General features: G+C 30.7%; 19 protein-coding genes. 10 read left to right on the top strand and 9 right to left on the bottom strand.

Going from position 1 to position 18,335, the window contains the following annotated elements; genetic code table 11:
• Window positions 1-609: 609 nt before the first annotated feature.
• The 8 genes from LQK79_RS09020 (at window position 610) to LQK79_RS08985 (ending at window position 11,624) form a co-directional block, all read left to right on the top strand.
• On the top strand, window positions 610-2,919 hold the full coding sequence (locus LQK79_RS09020) for a carbohydrate-binding protein (RefSeq protein WP_231016277.1): 2,310 nt from the start codon (window positions 610-612) through the stop codon (window positions 2,917-2,919).
• Window positions 2,920-3,059: 140 nt separating this feature from the next.
• On the top strand, window positions 3,060-3,659 hold the full coding sequence (locus tag LQK79_RS09015) for a DUF3862 domain-containing protein (protein WP_231016276.1): 600 nt from the start codon (window positions 3,060-3,062) through the stop codon (window positions 3,657-3,659).
• A 126-nt stretch (window positions 3,660-3,785) separates the two neighbouring features.
• Window positions 3,786-4,745 (top strand): AAA family ATPase, encoded by a 960-nt coding sequence (locus LQK79_RS09010; protein ID WP_231016275.1) that lies wholly within the window; start codon window positions 3,786-3,788, stop codon window positions 4,743-4,745.
• A gap of 1 nt (window position 4,746) precedes the next feature.
• The gene (locus tag LQK79_RS09005) at window positions 4,747-5,871 is read left to right on the top strand and encodes a DUF58 domain-containing protein (RefSeq protein ID WP_231016274.1); all 1,125 of its coding nucleotides are present in this window, start codon (window positions 4,747-4,749) and stop codon (window positions 5,869-5,871) included.
• Window positions 5,864-7,132, top strand: coding sequence for a hypothetical protein (locus tag LQK79_RS09000; RefSeq protein WP_231016273.1), 1,269 nt, complete (start codon window positions 5,864-5,866; stop codon window positions 7,130-7,132). The genes LQK79_RS09005 and LQK79_RS09000 overlap by 8 nt, the downstream gene beginning before the upstream one ends.
• Window positions 7,133-7,303: 171 nt before the next feature.
• On the top strand, window positions 7,304-8,227 hold the full coding sequence (locus tag LQK79_RS08995) for an AraC family transcriptional regulator (protein ID WP_231016272.1): 924 nt from the start codon (window positions 7,304-7,306) through the stop codon (window positions 8,225-8,227).
• Window positions 8,228-8,256: 29 nt separating this feature from the next.
• Entirely contained in the window at window positions 8,257-10,608 is a 2,352-nt protein-coding gene (locus LQK79_RS08990) for an excinuclease ABC subunit UvrA (RefSeq protein ID WP_231016271.1), read from the top strand.
• A complete protein-coding gene (locus tag LQK79_RS08985) occupies window positions 10,608-11,624 on the top strand; it encodes a serine hydrolase domain-containing protein (protein WP_231016270.1) in 1,017 nt (338 codons plus the stop codon). The genes LQK79_RS08990 and LQK79_RS08985 overlap by 1 nt, the downstream gene beginning before the upstream one ends.
• 309 nt (window positions 11,625-11,933) lie before the next feature.
• Here the strand turns inward: LQK79_RS08985 and LQK79_RS08980 are convergent, their stop codons facing one another.
• Entirely contained in the window at window positions 11,934-12,434 is a 501-nt protein-coding gene (locus LQK79_RS08980) for an NUDIX domain-containing protein (RefSeq protein WP_231016269.1), read from the bottom strand.
• A 198-nt stretch (window positions 12,435-12,632) separates the two neighbouring features.
• Window positions 12,633-13,325, bottom strand: a complete 693-nt coding sequence (gene sfsA / locus LQK79_RS08975) for a DNA/RNA nuclease SfsA (RefSeq protein ID WP_231016268.1) — start codon at window positions 13,323-13,325, stop codon at window positions 12,633-12,635.
• Between the two features lie 359 nt (window positions 13,326-13,684).
• Between sfsA and LQK79_RS08970 the strand changes: the two genes are divergently transcribed.
• Window positions 13,685-13,855 (top strand): hypothetical protein, encoded by a 171-nt coding sequence (locus LQK79_RS08970; RefSeq protein WP_231016267.1) that lies wholly within the window; start codon window positions 13,685-13,687, stop codon window positions 13,853-13,855.
• A gap of 508 nt (window positions 13,856-14,363) precedes the next feature.
• Here LQK79_RS08970 and LQK79_RS08965 read toward each other — a convergent pair.
• The gene (locus LQK79_RS08965; RefSeq protein ID WP_231016266.1) at window positions 14,364-14,786 is read right to left on the bottom strand and encodes a GNAT family N-acetyltransferase; all 423 of its coding nucleotides are present in this window, start codon (window positions 14,784-14,786) and stop codon (window positions 14,364-14,366) included.
• A gap of 176 nt (window positions 14,787-14,962) precedes the next feature.
• On the opposite strand from LQK79_RS08965, the gene LQK79_RS08960 reads away from it, so the two are divergent.
• Window positions 14,963-15,550 carry a DUF421 domain-containing protein gene (locus tag LQK79_RS08960; protein WP_231016265.1) on the top strand — a complete coding sequence of 196 codons (588 nt, stop codon included), beginning with the start codon at window positions 14,963-14,965 and terminating at the stop codon, window positions 15,548-15,550.
• Here LQK79_RS08960 and LQK79_RS21210 read toward each other — a convergent pair.
• From LQK79_RS21210 to LQK79_RS08935, 6 genes are all read right to left on the bottom strand, one after another.
• Complete coding sequence (locus tag LQK79_RS21210; protein WP_407928528.1) at window positions 15,459-15,734, bottom strand: XdhC family protein; 276 nt, start codon at window positions 15,732-15,734, stop codon at window positions 15,459-15,461. The genes LQK79_RS08960 and LQK79_RS21210 overlap by 92 nt on opposite strands.
• A 270-nt stretch (window positions 15,735-16,004) precedes the next feature.
• The gene (locus LQK79_RS08955; RefSeq protein WP_231016264.1) at window positions 16,005-16,373 is read right to left on the bottom strand and encodes a DUF4180 domain-containing protein; all 369 of its coding nucleotides are present in this window, start codon (window positions 16,371-16,373) and stop codon (window positions 16,005-16,007) included.
• Window positions 16,370-16,870, bottom strand: coding sequence for a helix-turn-helix domain-containing protein (locus tag LQK79_RS08950; protein WP_231016263.1), 501 nt, complete (start codon window positions 16,868-16,870; stop codon window positions 16,370-16,372). Before LQK79_RS08950 ends, LQK79_RS08955 begins: the two co-directional genes overlap by 4 nt.
• A gap of 230 nt (window positions 16,871-17,100) precedes the next feature.
• Window positions 17,101-17,430, bottom strand: coding sequence for an SdpI family protein (locus LQK79_RS08945; protein WP_231016262.1), 330 nt, complete (start codon window positions 17,428-17,430; stop codon window positions 17,101-17,103).
• Window positions 17,431-17,449: 19 nt separating this feature from the next.
• Window positions 17,450-18,085, bottom strand: coding sequence for an efflux RND transporter periplasmic adaptor subunit (locus LQK79_RS08940; RefSeq protein WP_231016261.1), 636 nt, complete (start codon window positions 18,083-18,085; stop codon window positions 17,450-17,452).
• Window positions 18,033-18,269, bottom strand: coding sequence for a hypothetical protein (locus tag LQK79_RS08935; RefSeq protein WP_231016260.1), 237 nt, complete (start codon window positions 18,267-18,269; stop codon window positions 18,033-18,035). Before LQK79_RS08935 ends, LQK79_RS08940 begins: the two co-directional genes overlap by 53 nt.
• Between the last annotated feature and the right edge of the window lie 66 nt (window positions 18,270-18,335).

The following is an 18,335-nucleotide window of genomic DNA, read 5'->3' as shown; positions in this document are numbered from 1 at the left end:
CTTCCTTGTTAGACTTTTTTCTAAAATTATATCATATATGCATATTTTTGTTTTTCTTAGGTTGATGGCTATGGGGCTTTGCCCATTATCCTTCTTGAACTATATTAAACCACTATGTAAATAACAACTCAAAACTTAGAGTTAGAATATCCTCATAAAACAGGTAGTTTAAATTGGACTACCTGTTTTTGATATTTTACATTATTTTAAATAGATGTTAGCTTTTATTTCGATAAAACGAAAATCCCTTCAATATTCTTTTCTATGTTTAAATTAAGAATATAAATCTCTAGAAAGAAATATTAATAACTTACAAAATATATTTATTTCATCTTAGTATAAAGTTGTCCAACCACCTTAACTATTCAAGATATTGATCTACAATTATAATTTTATATTTTTTATGTAAAATATAATTTTTAAGTAAATTTATTCAATAAATGTGATATAATACAATCAAACCGCATCTGTGCAAACGATTTCTCAAATAGTCAACTACATTTTCATATGAAAGGAGGGCTAATTTATTCTAATACAAATTGCTGCAAAAGAAATAAATTTGCACTTAATGTAAAGGTTTTAAAGATTATATCATGGAGGATGATTTAAATGAAAATGAAGCTAAAAGTATTGCAAAAAAAAGTATTACCTGTAACAATTGGGATAGCTGTACTCTTCTACTTCTCTATTTTCCCATCTAAAGGAATTTATTTATCCCAAAATAAAACATCAATAGCATATGCTGATACTACTGCATTGCCTTCTAATACTAAGGATGGTGTTATACTTCATGCCTTTGATTGGTCTTTCAATACTATAAAAAATGAGTTGCCTAATATTGCTGCAGCTGGATATAAAACTGTTCAAGTATCACCTGTACAAGGAACAAAAGAATCAGGCACAGATGCTTCAAATTGGTGGTTATTATATCAACCTACAAATGAATCTGTTGGCAACGCACAACTAGGGACTTACGATGATTTTAAGTCACTTTGTAGCACAGCCAAAAACTATGGAATATCAATAATTGTAGATGCTGTAATGAATCATATGGCTAACAACGGAAATGCAGATCAACTTGATTCAACCGTAGATTCAAGTTTTAAGGATTCAAGCTTATATCACAATTTAGGTCAGTGTAGTGATTGGAACAACAGATATGATGTAACACAACAAGGAATAGGAATGCCTGATTTAAAAACACAGAGTTCTGATGTTCAAAACAAAGCAATAACTTTCTTAAATCAATGTATAGATGCTGGTGCAAATGGATTTCGTTTTGATGCTGCCAAGCATATAGAAACTAATATAGGTCTAGATGCTAATCAATCTTGGGCAGGAAATTATTGGACAAATGTTCTAAATAATTTGCATAATAAGTCCAGCCTATTTCTTTATGGTGAAGTACTTCAAGATGGAACTGTAGACAATATATCATCATACGAAACATTTATGAATGTTACTGCAAGTACTTACGGTTATAATCTTAGAAATGCTATAACTTCAAAGGACTTAAGTAAAGCAAGCGGCATGGGTGGACTTGATCCAAATGTTTGTGTAGATTTTGTTGAAACTCATGATAATTACGAAGACAATGTAAGTAGCAGTTTAACAAATTCACAAATAAAAATAGGTTGGGCTATAGCTGCTTCAAGAGCAGGAGCTACCCCTCTGTTTTTTGATAGACCTACAAGTTCTATAGGAAATGAAGGCGACGGTTTATGGAAAGACACTGATATAGTAGCTATTAATCAATTTCACAATGCAATGGTTGGACAAAATGAATACTTAAGATGGACAAATAATAATCAGACAATGCTGATAGATCGTGGAACCAAAGGAACCGTAATTGTAAACGATGGTGACAATACTTATATCAATTCTTCTACAAACTTAGCTGCTGGAACCTATACAAATCACGGTAGTGCCAATGTTACATTAACTGTATCTAATGGAACAGTAACAGGAACTATTCCTGCAAATTCAATTGTCATTTTGTATAATGGTTCATCAACCACTACACCTACAACAAATACAGTTAGTTGGGATCCTTCTGCCCCAACTGCAGGAGGTACTGTCTCAATCACATATGATGCTACTAATAGAGTTCTAGCAAATTCTTCAAATGTAACTTTACACTGGGGATACGACGGATGGAGTGGTGTTACTAACACCGCAATGACATCACTTGGAAATAATAAATGGCAAGCAACGATAACAGTACCATCCTCAGCAATCAGCGCCTTGAATTTATGTTTTACAGATGGAACTAATTGGGACAGTAACAATTCAGTTAACTGGAGTATACCAGTAACTAAATCATCAAATAGTACAAGCTATTCTCCAAGTTTAGGTTACAAAGTAGATTATGATAGCAGCACTTTATTACAAGGGAATTCATTTACCATATATTATAATGGTTCTCTTGCTAACTCAAGCAGTGTTTCTCTGCACTGGGGGATTAATGGATGGACAAGCACATCAAATGTTTCTATGACTAAACGTTCAGATGGCTTTTGGCAGGGAACAATAACTATTCCAAGCTTAGCCACAAAATTAGATTTTGATTTTACAGATGAATCTAATTGGGACAATAACAGCAATAAAGATTGGCATTTAACAGTATGGTCAGGAACCGTTCCAGTACAAGTAAGCCCAGCTCCTACAGCAGGTAAACAAGTTTCAATATACTATAATGGAACGCTAGCATCAAATTCCACAGCAATAACCTTGCATTGGGGGTGTAATGGCTTTACTTCACCTACAGATACAACGATGACTAAACAATCCGATGGAAGATGGATGGCTACAATAACTATTCCAAGTGGAAGCTATGAATTGAACACAGCCTTTAAAAATCAGTCAAGCACCTGGGATAATAACAATTCAAATAATTACAATTTTTCTTCAGCAGAATAAAAGCAAAACTTAAATTATTTACATTCTAAAATTATATATGTGTAATTTCTAGTCAATAGTTGACAGAGAATTCAAATAATTTTTCTCTGTCAACCTATATAAAATATTTCAAATAAATTATCCTTTAGGAGTGATTTCTGATGATAAAAGTAAAAAAGGACAATATATTAAGCACACATAACAAAATAACCTCTAAAAGCTTCTCTTTAAAAAGTAAAATTGTTATCACTTTCGCGATAATTGCCATCGTTACAATTTTTAGTTTGGCCTATTTTGTAAGTAAAAAAAATATCAACGTAACATCCTATACTACAACAAGTAAAAATGAAAGGTTTATGCAAGTAAAAATGGGTATGACCTATAATCAAGTTAAAGAAATACTTGGAGTTGGAAAGGAAAACGTGTCAACAAACACAAAAACCGTTATATACATATGGCAAGATAGTAATACCGATATTTCCATTACATTAAAAACAGATAGAGTTATTAATAAAGCTAGAGTATTAATAAAACCAGTCAGTGCAAATGTTACAATTGATAAATACAATAAAGTGAATAGCGGCATGACTTATAATCAAGTAAAAAAAATTCTAGGTAAAGGACAATTAACTTCTCAATCTGAATTCATTGCTGGGGATAAAAGTGAAATTTATTCATGGATTAACAGTAATAATAGTAATGCAACTGTAACCTTCCAAAATGGCATAGTGGTCACTAAATCAGAATCTAATTTAAAATAAATAACAAAACAAACTTCACAAAAACATCCAAACTTAAAGCTAAATATTTGTATATAATTCCTAAACTTTGCACTGCCATATTATACTATAATATACTTAATAAAACTGCAAAGGGATGTGTTAAACTTGGATAATAACTTTATAAAAACTACAGCTAAAAACATAATTACTAATATACAAAAAGTTATAATTGGCAAATTGAATGTAATCGATTTATTACTGACATCAATGGTTTCAGGTGGACATGTTCTCATAGAGGATGTTCCAGGAACCGGTAAAACAGTACTAGCAAAAGCTCTTGCTAAATCCGTCGATGTAACCTTTAAAAGAATTCAGTTCACTCCAGACTTACTTCCTTCAGATCTTATAGGTATAAATTACTATAATCAAAAAGAAAAAGAATTCACTTTTAGAAAAGGACCTATTTTTACAAATATTCTTCTTGCGGATGAAATAAATAGAGCAACTCCAAGAACTCAATCAAGCTTACTTGAAGCCATGGAAGAATATCAAGTTTCAGTTGATGGTCATACTTATAAATTAGCTCAACCATTCTTTGTAATAGCCACAGAAAATCCAATTGAAAATCAGGGAACTTTTCCCCTTCCTGAAGCCCAACTTGATAGATTTATGATGAAAATAAACATGGGATATCCAACCTTAGAGGAAAGCAAACAATTATTTAAAAGATTTATTATGGGGAATCCCCTTGAAAATATTAAATCTGTTTGCAACATTAACGAGATATTAACTGCTAAAAGTGAATATAAAAAAGTATATGTTCATGACGAAATTCAAAGTTATATTTTAAATATCATAGAATATACAAGAAATGATGATTCTATACTTATGGGAGTAAGTCCAAGAGGTGCCCTTGCTCTTCTAAAATGTTGTCAAGCCTATGCTGCAATAAATGGTAGAAACTATGTTGTACCGGAGGATGTAAAATACTTATGTCCATATGTACTTAATCATAGAATAATATTAAAAGACACTTTAGGTATAAGAGGAGTTTCAACATTTTCTGCTATAAATAATATACTAGATAAAATAAAAGTACCTACTGAAGATTGGAGTCAAAAATAGTATGGAAATTATTTGGATTTTAGTATTAACATATATACTTATAGTTTATGAAATTAAACTGTATACAAAATACTGCTTTAAAAATTTAGACTTTAAAATAGAATTAAATAAGCCTGAAGTGTTTGAAAACGAAAGTCTAATTTTAAAAGAAATAATATCAAATAAAAAATTTCTTCCTGCAATATGGCTAGAGGTTCAATTTTTGGTTTCAAGAAACTTAAAGTTTGACAACATGAAAACTGCCTCTCTAGACAATGAGTTTTATAAAAAAGATATATTTTCTATGTTGCCATATGAAAGAATTGTACGAAAGCTCAACGTAAAGGCATTAAAGCGAGGACACTACTCCCTAAATAATTTCACTTTAACCATAAGCGATATATTCATAATTTATAAATATTTACTTCATATAGATTATGAAAAATTTTTATATGTATATCCTAAACTTCTTTTGGGAACAAATTTTGATCTTAAATTTCAGAATATCATAGGTGATCTAGAAACAAAAAAGTACTTACTCGAAGATCCTTTTATGCTAAAGGGAATTCGTGATTACACTCCATATGATTCGATGAAAACCGTTAATTGGTTTGCTTCCATAAGAACAGGTGCTTTAAAAGTAAATGAATTCAACTCATCATCTTCTATAGAAGTTATCATCTTACTAGATACCACAAAATATTTCCCTTGGGATTCAGAAACTGAACTTGAAGAATCTATAAGAATTGCTGCATCAATGGCCACAAAATGTATATCAAAAAATATACCTGTTTCCTTATATTCAAATGGAATTAATGATTTGTCCAAAAAATCCATTAGCATATCATGTAAAAATGGGAAAGCTGGGCTTGATTTAATTTATAAAAATCTAGCATGCATAAATTTAGAAAATCAAGAACTTAGTTTTTCTGACATGATAAAAAACTTTAAAATTGAAAAGAATACAAATTCCTTATGTATCATTGTTTCTCATCATTACAGCGAAGATTTTGTAAACGAGCTTATGACCCTAAAAAAATTTAATGTAGAAGTAAACTTAATACTTATTAAGGCATCGCCTATAACTGAACAATTAAGTTCAAAAATTAAAACTTATGTTTGGGAGGTATCTAAAAACAATGGATAAAATTGATAGTTACAAAATACCCGATATAGGAAAATTAAACAAGTCACCCAAAAAAACTATTTTTCAAATTTGTGAAAACTTAATATTTTTTCTAATCTTTTATCCTATAGTATTAAATATTTTAGAAATGGTGTATAAAAATGGGTTCATATTTACTCATGGAATAGCTTTAATAATTTACGTAGTAATAATAAATTTTATGAGAATAAAAATAAGAAAGCATTTTCTAGCAATAGCCTTAAATCTGGTTTTATTTTTCATATTTATTTTAATACCTTTCCCAAATTACGAAAGAATTTTATATGGTATATATGCTGCCCTAGCGTTAATAAATTCCATAAGAAAATTCTATAAAATAGATTATAATTTTTATAGCATATCCATTCTTATTTTAGGTGAAGCTTTATTATCAATTAATTTACTAGTTTCATATGCGTTAAACAATTCATTTTCAAAGCACTTAACCTTATTTTGTGCTGTAATGCTTTCATTGGTCTTTTTATTCTACTCTAGTCGAAGCAAATATGGGCTTCTAATAAATTCAGAAAACAAAGTTAACTCTAACAACACAGTAATTTTAAGTTCAAGAAAACTACTTATATCCATATTTTCTGCATTCTTAATTTTTATGTGTTTTACACTTTTGATAACAAACCGAATAAATTCAGGCAGCGACCATGCTTTAGTAAATGCATTAACTACTTTATTTTCACCAAATAGTCTCTTAAATTCAAACAAAAACACTAACAAAAATATTTTAAAAAAATTTCCAAACCAAAGCATGTTTAAAAATAACGAAAAAGTCCCCCAAAATATTAAATACAGAAATGATAGTTTTTTATATAAGTATTTTTATCTAATTTTATCCTTAATGCTAATACTTGCAATACTTTTTTTTCTATTTAAAATGATAAAATTTCTTATTAATACAAAAATAGAAGATCAGCAAAATGCAGAAACAGAAACTACCTTTTTAAATGAAGATTTTAGAAAAGATTTATCAAACATAGTTCCAAAATTCAACTTTAATCTATCAAATAAGGAAAGGCTTAGAAGATACTATAAAAAGTTAATTAAACGCTATAGAAAAAAAGGTCTTGATGTAAAAGACTCCTCAACACCAATGGAGCTAAAGGATAGAATTTTAAACTTAACAGGTAATAACATAGATGATATTACCAAAATATATAATAAATCTCGTTACAGTTTATATGAACCAACTAAACAGGATATAGATAAGTTTAAGAAAATTGCGAAGTAACAGTAGTGCACAGAAAAAATTCCTCCGTACCTGCGGAGTTTTAGTGGTAAATTTATTCAACCATTTAAGTTCTTATAATACATTATCGCAAAATAGAGTTACTTCTTAATTTTTATAATATGCTATAATAAAATACTCAATATAATATTTAAATTTTAAGGAGTAAAACTCATGGAAAATTCTCAAAGCAGAGAAGAATATTTACATAGAATTCATAAGGTACAAGATTACATAGAAGCTCACTTATATGACTCACTTTCTCTTGAAGAACTTTCTAATATTGCAGGCTTCTCAAAGTTTCATTTTCACAGAATCTTTAAAGGAATAGTTAATGAACCTTTATCTCAATACGTAAATCGTTTAAAGCTAGAGAAATCAACTCAAATGCTTATTCATCGCAAAGATATGACAATTACCGATGTTGCCTATCACTTTGGTTTCACTGACTCTGCTGTTTTTTCTAGAGCCTTTAAAAATCATTATAAAGTAAGTCCAGCCTATTATAGAAATAACTATAGCAAGAATTGCAAAGACCCCTATAAAATTTCTAAGTATAATGAGTATGTACCAATAATTGAAGGCAAAAGCAAGAGTGTGCCTGTCCAAGGTGATCTTGAAATATTAATGCTTTCAAGTGTATATGTTGCTTATGTTAGATATATGGGTTCATATAAAAGTTTAGCCGTTAACTTTTCAAAACTTTTGGAAAAACTATATAAATATGCAGACAAGCAGAATCTCATAGAAGCTGGAAGAACAAAGTTTTTAGCTATTTATCATGACAATCCTGAATTTACGGAGGCAGATAAGCTTACAACTAGTCTTTGCATTATAATTCCAGATAACGTGCTTGTGGCAGAAAACAGTGGTATTGGCAGTATGATAATCCCTTCTGGAAAATACGTTGTAGGTCATTTTAACATTTTTGAAAATGAATTTAGTGATGCCTGGGACTTTATGTACAGTGAATGGCTCACAAATAGCGGCTTCAAGCCTCATGATTCCTTTCCTTTTGAAGTATACCTTAATGATCCAAATACTAATTCAGAGCATAAAATTTTAGTTGATATCTACTTGCCTATAGAACCACTTTAAAACAGAGTACAGTGAAGGTTGGTGATTTAATGAAAGAAATAAAAATCAAAGGAGCGAGAGTTCATAATCTCAAAAATATAAATATCTCTATTCCAAAAAACAAGCTTATTGCTATAACAGGAGTAAGCGGTTCAGGTAAAACTAGTCTTGCCTTTGACATCATATTTGAAGAAGGTCGCAAACAATACCTTAAGTCTCTAGGCATACTTACTGAGCTTGACAATGAAAACAAGTTCGACAGCATTCAAGGTTTAGGACCTGCTATAGCAGTTAAGCAAAATATTGTTCGTCAAAGCAATCCTCGTTCAACCTTGGGTTCAAGAACTGGTATTCTTAATATGCTTGCATTACTTTATGCAGGTGACGGTCAAATACTTTGTTCCATATGCAAATCACCCGTTGATAATAACCTTATTTGTAGCAGCTGTGGAAATACAGAAGAACATTTAAAGCCAGATTTTTTCTCGTATAACTCTTCATCTGGAATGTGCATGAAATGTTCTGGACGTGGAGCATATTTTGGAATCAATCTTGAGAAGCTAATTCCAGACAAACATACAACTCTAAAACAAATTTTTGATAGTGTCAAAGTATCTCCAGGTTTTATGAATCTATTGGAGAAGAAATTTAAAAAATACTTTTCAATCCCATTTTTACAATTACCTGAAGAAGTTAAAAACGAAGTAATCTATGGTCATTATGAAAATGGAAAGCAAAGCTACTCTTTAACAAGAATCTTTCAAAGGCGTTATGAGAAGGGCGAAGCTTTAGATGGCATTTATACTATGACTACTTGCTCTGATTGCCATGGTTTTAGGGTAGGGGATGAAGCCCGCAGAGTACTTTTAAATGGTAAGCATATAGGAGAGCTTGGGAAAATGACAATTTTAGAAATGCATGAGTTTCTTAAAGCTTTATTAGAGCAAAAAACATTAACACAATTTGGGCGAAATCTACTTAAAGAAATACTTAGTAAAACAAGCCATTTAATGAAATTCCGTTTAGGGCATTTAAGCCTTTACAGAGAAATGTCAACTTTAAGCGGTGGAGAACTACAAAGACTTTTTCTAAATGAACATCTAGAATCAAAGCTAGATTCCTTAATATATGTACTTGATGAACCAACAGCAGGGCTTCATGAAACTGAAAAAATTGAAACTTTAAAAGCCATCAAGGAATTAAAAGAATTAGGCAATACAGTTATCGTGGTAGATCATGACAAAAACACCATCAAAGCGGCAGAGCATATTATTGATATTGGTCCTAAAGCTGGTACTTCCGGAGGACAAGTAATATATCAAGGTGATTTGCAGGGTTTACTTAAATGTAATGAATCAATTACAGGTAAGTATCTTTCTGGAAAAATCACTATGCCGGAAAGAAAAACATGTCAAAGCATTAGACACAGTGATAAAATTCCATGCCTTACTATTCAGAATGCAAACACAAATAATCTTAAAAATGTAACTGTATCATTTCCCTTAGGAGCGATGGTAGGAGTAGCTGGTAAATCAGGAAGCGGAAAAAGCTCACTTGTAGAGAACACACTTCTCCCTCTTCTTAAAAGCTATTTTCATAATCAAAGTAACAAGAATAAATTAGAAGGCATAAAAAACATATCTGGATATGCAGAAATATCGCAGGCTCCCATTGGTAAAAATATGAACTCAAACCCTGTTTCTTACATAGGCATCTGGGATAAAATACGCAGCTTGTTTGCCAATGAGCCAGAAGCAATTAAACAAAATTTAATTGCTGGTCATTTTTCCTTCAACTCAAAAGGTGCTTGCACTACATGCGGTGGAAGTGGCTATGAAAAAATCTGGCTTACAAGTAACTTAAGCATAGACAAAATCTGCTGCAAGTGCCATGGAAAAAAATTTAATGATGATGCATTGTCTATCAAGTATAAAAACAAAAATATCCACGATATCCTTGAAATGAGTGTATCTGAAGCCGTTGATTTTTTTGGAGATGACCAAAGTATAATAAAAACCTTGAAGGTGCTAGATCAAATTGGCATGGGCTATATCAAACTAGGTCAACCTACCCCTACTTTAAGTGGTGGTGAAGCCCAAAGAATTAAACTCGCTAAAGAAATTGGTAAAAAACAAAAAGGAAATATTCTTTATGTACTTGATGAACCAACTACAGGTCTTAGCTCATATGATACTGCAAAACTTATTGGATTATTAGATGAGCTCATAGCAAACGGAAATTCTGTAATTGTTGTAGAACATAATATAGACGTTTTAAAGACCTGTGATTGGATTATTGAACTTGGCCCCGAAGGAGGAGAAAAAGGAGGATATATTATTGGAGAAGGTTCTCCTAAAGCATTAAAAGAAAACTCAAAATCTATAACTGGGAGGTACTTATAATGGAAAATGTAAGCCCACAAGACGTAGGAATGAACCACAAAAAACTTTTGGAGCTTGACTCAATTGTAAAAGCTCAATATAGCGATATAAGGGGAATAGTTGTTCTTCGAAAGGATTACATTGCCTTTGAAAAATACTATAACGGTTTCCAACCTCTTGATACTTTACATGTAGCATCTGTTACAAAAAGTATTATATCCGCTCTAATTGGCATTGCAATAGACAAAGGATACATTAAAAGTGTTGATGAAAAGGTACTGGATTTCTTCCCTGAGTATGCCTTTAATCCTGCCGATATACAAAAACAAGCAATAACCATACACCATCTTCTCACAATGACTGCTCCATATCCATTTAAAGCCTGGCACGAACCCTTTGCAAGACTGTGCAGGCAGTCAGACTGGATAAAATACACACTTGATGGCCTTGGACATGGTGGAAAAATTGGAGATTTTAAATATTCCTCTGAAGGAGCCCACTTACTTTCAGCCATTATCACTCGCAGTACAGGAAAATGTGCCCGTGAATTTGCTAATGAATATTTATTTAAACCTATTGGTATGAGAGAAATTCAAGATCATGAAATGAAAGGATTTAAAGTTGATGATTTATTTGGAAATGACTTAAAAGGATGGGTCAAAGATCCAAAGGGTAACTCCGTAGGTGGATGGGGACTTACACTAACACCCGTGGATATGGCACGATTTGGACTCTTATATCTAAATGATGGCATTTGTAATAATAAACAGATTATTTCTCAAAAGTGGATTTGCGAATCAACAGTTCTTCATTCTGAAGTAAAGTTTAACAGCACAATTTTGAAATATGGTTATCTATGGTGGCTTAAAACTGATGATGGAGTTTTTACATACTCCGCTATAGGTGATGGTGGTAATATTATTTGCTGTATACCAGAGAAGGAATTAGTAATTGCAATTGCAGCTAAATGGACACCTAAGCCTCCTCGTGATAGATGGGAACTTATTAAGAAGTACATTCTTTCCGCTATAAATTAATTAAAAAAGTGTTTACAAAGCTTTTTATAATTGTTGTATAATATTTACATAACGAGTAGTTTTAATAATGTAAATCCAGTTATTAAAATCACTCGTTTTTTTGTTAAAAGATTATATAAGTATGATTAGCTTCAGCTAGTGGAATGATGATTCCTATTATGATGAATACAGTATTAATTGTTACACCACAAGAAAAACATGGCTCAGCAATGGGTGTATGTATGTGTGTAATTTCACTCTACTCCTTACTCTCTAATCTAGTATGTACTGTCAAAAACTTTTCACTAATTTTAAGCTTTTAGATCATACCTATAATTCTCCCCTAACCTCCCCAATTACTTTTTTTACAACCTCGCTCCCTATTTTATCTTTCTTCATTTCACATAAAGCATTATCTAAATTTACGAATTCCGCTCCATCAACTTCTTCTGATTTAACTATCTCCCCACTAACGTATTTAACCATAAATGTAAGCATTATTATCTCCTTTGCTGCAAGATAATAACTTCCAAGGTACTTAGGCTCCTTTGCTATAATACCTGTTTCTTCTCTTATTTCCCTAAGGACTGTTTCCTCAACAGTTTCATTATTAGCTACATAACCTGATACAAGTACTTTAGAATCTTTAAAAGTGTAATTCTGCTTTAATAGTAACACTTTATCATCCTTTATGACGGCTGCAATAATACATGGTTTGGGGGTATCAAAAAACATTATGTCGTCAGTGCTGCAATATGGAACCCCACCTTCATCCCAGCTGTATTTTTCCTTTAACTTTTTTCCGCATATAGGACAATACTTATATTTCATGATTAAAATCCTCCCCTTACATAATATCCTCTATGTATAGACAACCTAGAACCTAAAAATTGTAAATTACAAGTTTATCGTGACAATTCAAAATTTGTAACAGAGTAGAGTGAAAGATGATCTTCTTGTGCTTCATTACAAGAAATCAACTTTCACTATATATAAATTATAGATTACTGTCATAATTTAAACAACTATTTATAATTTCACTTTTACACTTTTACTTAGTGTTATATAGTCCTCTCCAAGGGAGCATTCATATGCCATCACGTCAACTCCACTTCTGTATGCTCGTCTAAGCGCTTCTCCAAAATTTTTATCCATATCATCATAAGGCGTGAATTCGTTTATGTTATCCATCTGCATTAAGAATAACACACCAGCTCCATATCCACTTTTTTTAGCTTCAATAAGTTCATTTAAATGTTTAGTCCCTCTTTCCGTTGGAGCATCTGGAAATTTTGCCTCGCCTTCATTTTCAAGGGTAACTCCTTTTACTTCAAGATAATATGTCTGTTCTTTAGAATCCATTAATTTAAAATCAAATCTGCTATTTCCAAAGGTTTTTTCTCTCATTACAATATCATACTTTGTTAAGCCCAATATCTTTTTATTTAATAATGCTTCCTCAACAACTCTATTTGGAATTTGTGAATCTATATTTATAAGTTTATTTCCTTTGTACGCAGCTATTAAATCATATTTTGTTTTTCTTTTATCATTATTACCCTCTCTTAAAATAACAGTACAACCTTCTATTAGTATTTCCCTGCATCTTCCCGTATTAGGCACATGCACCATAGATTCTTCACCATTTAATTTTATATAAGCTTGAAATCTATTTGGTCTTTTTATAAATTCTGCTTTAACTACTTTTTCTTTTATAATCATTTATCTTTTCCACCTTCAAAATATAAGTTATCCACTTTTTGCCCTACTTAACCACAGTTTGCTGTGGATAACTGTGGATTTTCTTAACACTTATCCTCAAATCCCCTGTTTTTAGGGTTTAATTTACAAAAAAATTGTGTATAACTTATCCACATTATCAACAATACTATATGTTGATAATTTTATATTTAATTTATACAACATATATGTATTATTGTAAACCAATATTTTATTTTATCATTAAAAATCTATAGTTATACACAAACTTCACTTTATCAACAAATTATATGAATATTTCATATTTTATGTACACAAAATAAATTAGCTATATTTTAAATAAGTTAATTAGGAGGCTTATTATGGATAACAATAAAAGTAGAATGAAGGATAGACCAAAATCAGACGCAGAACTTAGAAAAATGTTTCCTAGAGATGGAGCCAATATAGGTATAGAACATGGAGTAAAAGAAGGCTCTCATTCTAATGGACAAAAATTTACAAAACGCTCAAAATTGTCCCACAACAAATAAAAAAAGCGAAGTAATAATGCTTTATCGCGTTAAAAAAATCATATAAATCTAAGTGGTTATTTAAAAAAAGTGGTTGCTTTGGGTTCTAGAAGGATAATGGGCAAAGCCCAAACCCCACGTATGTTTATACTCGCTATCGCTCAGACAGATTGAAACATCTAAGTATTTTAAGATTTTTGAGCCAAGATTTATTAGGACTTTTTTAAATCGTTCCTTCAGCATTGTTACTTCGCTCCCACAGTGGTGCAAGAGAAAAAATTCCTCCGCACCTACGGAATTTTGAGTGGAAAGTTTTATAGGTGGCATAAGCTTATTGTGACAAAATATGTAATAAATTTAAATTTTTTGCGGCATAGCGGAGAAAAATCATCCTTTACTGTGCATTGTGAATTGTGCACTGAATGAGCTTCCAGTTTGTCAGGATGAATTTGTTATTAGCACTTTCAATCTTTCACGTTATCTATCCATAACTCATAGTACCATCTATATATTTCATTTCCCTTTTTATTTATAGATTTTCTTGATTGTTAAATTTAAACTTTTCGTGTAATTTTATACTTGCATTATTATTAGTTCTGCAAGTAGATACTAATTTCTTATATCCCTTGCTTTTAGCAACTTCTTTAATTAAATTTAGTGCTTGCATGGCATAACCATTCCTGTAGTATTTTTTATCGATACTAACACCAGCACTCACAGCACTTATATTAACTTCATACAAGGAAATCATGCCAACAATGCATTCGCTATGTACTATTGCAAATTGTTCAAAATATTTGCCTTGATAGCTTTTGGCAGCCCACTCGTTTATAATTTTAGTTAATTTCTTTGCGTCATTTGGAAAATAGCATCCTTTTATACGTTCTGTGTTTGACCAGTTATTTAATATAAAATCTATATCTGAAATAGTGAATTGTCGCAATTTAATCATCAAGACCATCCCCTCACTCACGAGTTTCTTAATTTTAGAATTTTTTCAACTAATTTATCTTACAATTATATATCATATATATAAATTTTCCACTCTATTTTCAGAGGATACTTACTTCTTTCCAAATAAGGTACTTTAGATATTTATCCGCAGAAGAGTACATATTTGTATCCCAAATGACATTTTTCGATTTTGTTATAGGCGTTTCAATGGGTGCAATAATTGCGAATTCAATTGTTAGTCAAATATTTACACCTGTATCTGCTATGGTAGGGCTTATTGTTTTATCTGTTTTAGTAATTGTAACTGGTTATATTCATATCAAAAGCTTTAAACTGAGAAAAATAATCAATTCAAAGCCAGACATTCTAATTAATAATGGAAATATAATAGAAACAAATATGAAAAGCAATAGAATTACAATTAGTGAATTGATGATGAAATTAAGAGAAAAAAATATATTTAACGTGGCTGATGTAGAATTTGCCATAATAGAAACAGATGGTGAATTATCTGTATTACCAAAACCAAATCAAAAGCCATTAACTCCTAACAACATAAATATAAATGTTACAAGTACAGGACTTACACAAGATATAATAATCGATGGAATTATACTAGATGAAAATTTGAAAAATATGGAATTAGATAGAAATTGGTTACTTTCGCAGCTTAATAGTCAACACATAAAAGATGCATCAGAGGTATTTTATGCAGGAACAGACAATAGCAAAAAATTATATGTATCAAAAAAAACAATTTAGCATACAAATTAATTGCATTTGTGTCTTTACTGGTCAAATGAAATAATTGCAATATTGTTTGTCTCAAAGTTAATGCTTGCACTGCTGTATGTATAACATTAGCTTCTAGCTGTCCCCCACCTATAGTACCAACAATTGAACCATCTGCTAATACTAACATTTTTGCACCAGTACCACGCGGCATCGAACCTGATTTATCTAAAATAGTTGCTATTATAAAATTTTCTCTTCTTTTTAAAAGTTCTACTGCCTTAATATGCAGTTCCTTCACTAAAATTCCCTCCAATTTCTACTACTTGAGAATATTATTCTAAATATATATATTATTTTTACATAGGAATAATAACCTTAACAAAAATGATTAATTTATTGAATTTTAATTAGTCATAAAAGTGATATTAATGCCAAAGTTGTTTTTGGTGTAAGAGGAAGTCTTGATGTACAATCTAATTTTCTATTTATCCAAAGCAAGCATTTCAATTGCTTCATCTTCAGTTGAAACAAAGAATATGTCTCTCCCATTGTTGCTCTCATAAATAAAATCTTTCAATGCCTTACTGTTATACATAGAAAAGTCCCCAATAATGGCAAACTTCACATGATAATTAATAAATTTTTGAAGTATTTCTCCTGCAAGACGAGTGCTAAGTTTAAAAAAGTCTTCCGATATGGCAGCTTTATTTAAAACCATACGACTGCAGCCCGTTTCATAGTTTACAGTTGCCATAAGATCTAAAGCAGACTTAACATCTGTTAAAACCAGCTTATCACTTTCAATAAGTGCAATTGGGATATTATCCTTTACTATTTTTTTAATATTCATATTTTATTTCCCCTCATTTTATCTTTAGTTTGTGTTGCTACAAGCATAGAAACTGTACTAAGCATTTCTTCAATAAACTTTATCTGTCCCCAAAGTAATACTCTTAATTTATTTTCTTTCTCATAATATTTCATATTAATTGTTGAATTATTCATTTTAGCATTTTTACAATTCATAATAGCTATAAGCGTATTTGATATTCTCATATATTGTTCCTTATTTATTTCTTCAATATCTATAACCGTTGATACATTTATTCTTGCCTTTTTTATATTTGATGATGTCTCACTTATAGAAAAGTCTAAACTTTGTTCTTCATCTATATCCTTATTCTTATTTACTTTCATAAAAGAATTTAAATCATGCTCGGAAATTCTCCATTGCTTTCCAACCTTATTTGCTTTGAGACTGCCCTCTGTTATAAATTTTCTTATAGTTTTATGGTGCATATCCAAAAGCTCTGCAACCTCATTAATTGTGTAAAATTTTTCTTCCATCTAAATTTACCCCTTCATCAAACTGATATATTAGAATTATAGCAAACTAAATCTTAAAAGTCATTTTTTTGTTATACTTTATTGTATTTTATTGATTTTTATTGTATTTTGTTTCTATAAACTTAGGATAAAAAAACTGCATTCCGTAAATATAGGCACATTTCTATGTCTATTTTGCAAAATACAGTTTATTTATTGCAAAGCCTTAATTATATAATATTACTATGCTGCTATTTCCTGCTTCCATCAGCATTAAAAACTTTTCTAAGATGTCCTTCATCAATAACAAGCATAATAATTATACCAATTAAAAATATTGCAAGCTGGTAAGCAATATTAGTATTTTTAATTAGCTTAGCTAAAGCAAATTCCAAAGCACAATAAATTAATCCAAACACAATGAAGGTATTTCCTGAGTATTTTTGACCCTCATTCCACGCATCTTGATTTTTCATTGATAGATTTGTCCTATAGCCATAAATAGAATTTATCTTCTTCGGTGGAAAAACTCTAAGAACAATACCAGCGATTATGAATATTATACCTACAGCATATAACATAATATTTTCCTCTTAAAAATTAACGTTTTATTTCCAAATCTACAGATGCATTTGGTAGGAGTTTTCCGTCATTATCATCTATTGATATTTCCGCTGGTATATATGAATCGTCATCTGAGCTAGAATCACTGCTTACACTGGCACTGCTGCTTATAACACTTTTGCCTACATAAGTTACCTTTCCCTTATAAGTTTTGCCTGAATAAGCCTGTGATGATATTGTAACGCTTTGTCCTACCTTTATATCATTTATATTTTCTTCTGGTGCCTTTGCTACCACCTGTATATTCTTTAAGTCCTCAAGCTTTACTATTTTAACTTGAGAATTTAGTGTATCACCCTTTGAATATCCTATATTTGTAACAACCGCATCATCCATATCACATATTACATTGTTTCCACTTATATAACTTTGATTTAATTTATTTTTAGTAGCATTAAGTTCGTCAGTTAAACCATCTATAGTCTTTTGTTCTAGCTTTTTTTGATCCTCATCAGTTATCTTATCCTTTTTCAAATTCTCTATATCTATTTCATTTTGTTCTTTATTTACATATGCGTTAAAATCATTTAAATTAAGTGCAAGTAATTTGTCACCCTTTTTAACCTCTTGCCCCTCTTTTACAAATACATCTGATATTCCAACCGAAAACATCCATAGGAACACCTAATGTTATGCTCTCCACATTTTTTGACCTTACGTTGCCCGTTATTTGAATAGCATTTGGATCCTTTTTAGCTTTAGCTTGATTCCCATTTGATGAATTTCCTCCGCAGCCAACACTTAAAATCATAATTCCTGCAAGAACAGCAGCTATCATAATTCTATTTTTTCTCATAATTAATTCCTCTTTTCATCATTATTTTTTATACAATTAAATTTTAAGTTTCAAGGTGCTTTATCT

The sequence above is a fragment of the Clostridium guangxiense genome, from assembly GCF_021043395.1.
Lineage (GTDB): Bacteria > Bacillota > Clostridia > Clostridiales > Clostridiaceae > Clostridium_S > Clostridium_S guangxiense.
The sequence above is the reverse complement of the archived record's forward strand: the minus strand, read 5'-3'. Positions and strand labels throughout refer to the sequence as shown.

Bases quoted from the DNA above. Each gene is read 5' to 3' on its own strand.
- LQK79_RS09020 (WP_231016277.1), top strand. From the start codon at position 610: ATGAAAATGAAGCTAAAAGTATTGCAAAAAAAAGTATTACCTGTAACA.
- LQK79_RS09015 (WP_231016276.1), top strand. From the start codon at position 3,060: ATGATAAAAGTAAAAAAGGACAATATATTAAGCACACATAACAAAATA.
- LQK79_RS09005 (WP_231016274.1), top strand. From the start codon at position 4,747: ATGGAAATTATTTGGATTTTAGTATTAACATATATACTTATAGTTTAT.
- LQK79_RS09000 (WP_231016273.1), top strand. From the start codon at position 5,864: ATGGATAAAATTGATAGTTACAAAATACCCGATATAGGAAAATTAAAC.
- LQK79_RS08995 (WP_231016272.1), top strand. From the start codon at position 7,304: ATGGAAAATTCTCAAAGCAGAGAAGAATATTTACATAGAATTCATAAG.
- LQK79_RS08990 (WP_231016271.1), top strand. From the start codon at position 8,257: ATGAAAGAAATAAAAATCAAAGGAGCGAGAGTTCATAATCTCAAAAAT.
- LQK79_RS08985 (WP_231016270.1), top strand. From the start codon at position 10,608: ATGGAAAATGTAAGCCCACAAGACGTAGGAATGAACCACAAAAAACTT.
- LQK79_RS08980 (WP_231016269.1), bottom strand. From the start codon at position 12,434: ATGAAATATAAGTATTGTCCTATATGCGGAAAAAAGTTAAAGGAAAAA.
- sfsA (WP_231016268.1), bottom strand. From the start codon at position 13,325: ATGATTATAAAAGAAAAAGTAGTTAAAGCAGAATTTATAAAAAGACCA.
- LQK79_RS08970 (WP_231016267.1), top strand. From the start codon at position 13,685: ATGGATAACAATAAAAGTAGAATGAAGGATAGACCAAAATCAGACGCA.
- LQK79_RS08965 (WP_231016266.1), bottom strand. From the start codon at position 14,786: ATGATTAAATTGCGACAATTCACTATTTCAGATATAGATTTTATATTA.
- LQK79_RS08960 (WP_231016265.1), top strand. From the start codon at position 14,963: ATGACATTTTTCGATTTTGTTATAGGCGTTTCAATGGGTGCAATAATT.
- LQK79_RS21210 (WP_407928528.1), bottom strand. From the start codon at position 15,734: ATGCCGCGTGGTACTGGTGCAAAAATGTTAGTATTAGCAGATGGTTCA.
- LQK79_RS08955 (WP_231016264.1), bottom strand. From the start codon at position 16,373: ATGAATATTAAAAAAATAGTAAAGGATAATATCCCAATTGCACTTATT.
- LQK79_RS08950 (WP_231016263.1), bottom strand. From the start codon at position 16,870: ATGGAAGAAAAATTTTACACAATTAATGAGGTTGCAGAGCTTTTGGAT.
- LQK79_RS08945 (WP_231016262.1), bottom strand. From the start codon at position 17,430: ATGTTATATGCTGTAGGTATAATATTCATAATCGCTGGTATTGTTCTT.
- LQK79_RS08940 (WP_231016261.1), bottom strand. From the start codon at position 18,085: ATGTTTTCGGTTGGAATATCAGATGTATTTGTAAAAGAGGGGCAAGAG.
- LQK79_RS08935 (WP_231016260.1), bottom strand. From the start codon at position 18,269: ATGAGAAAAAATAGAATTATGATAGCTGCTGTTCTTGCAGGAATTATG.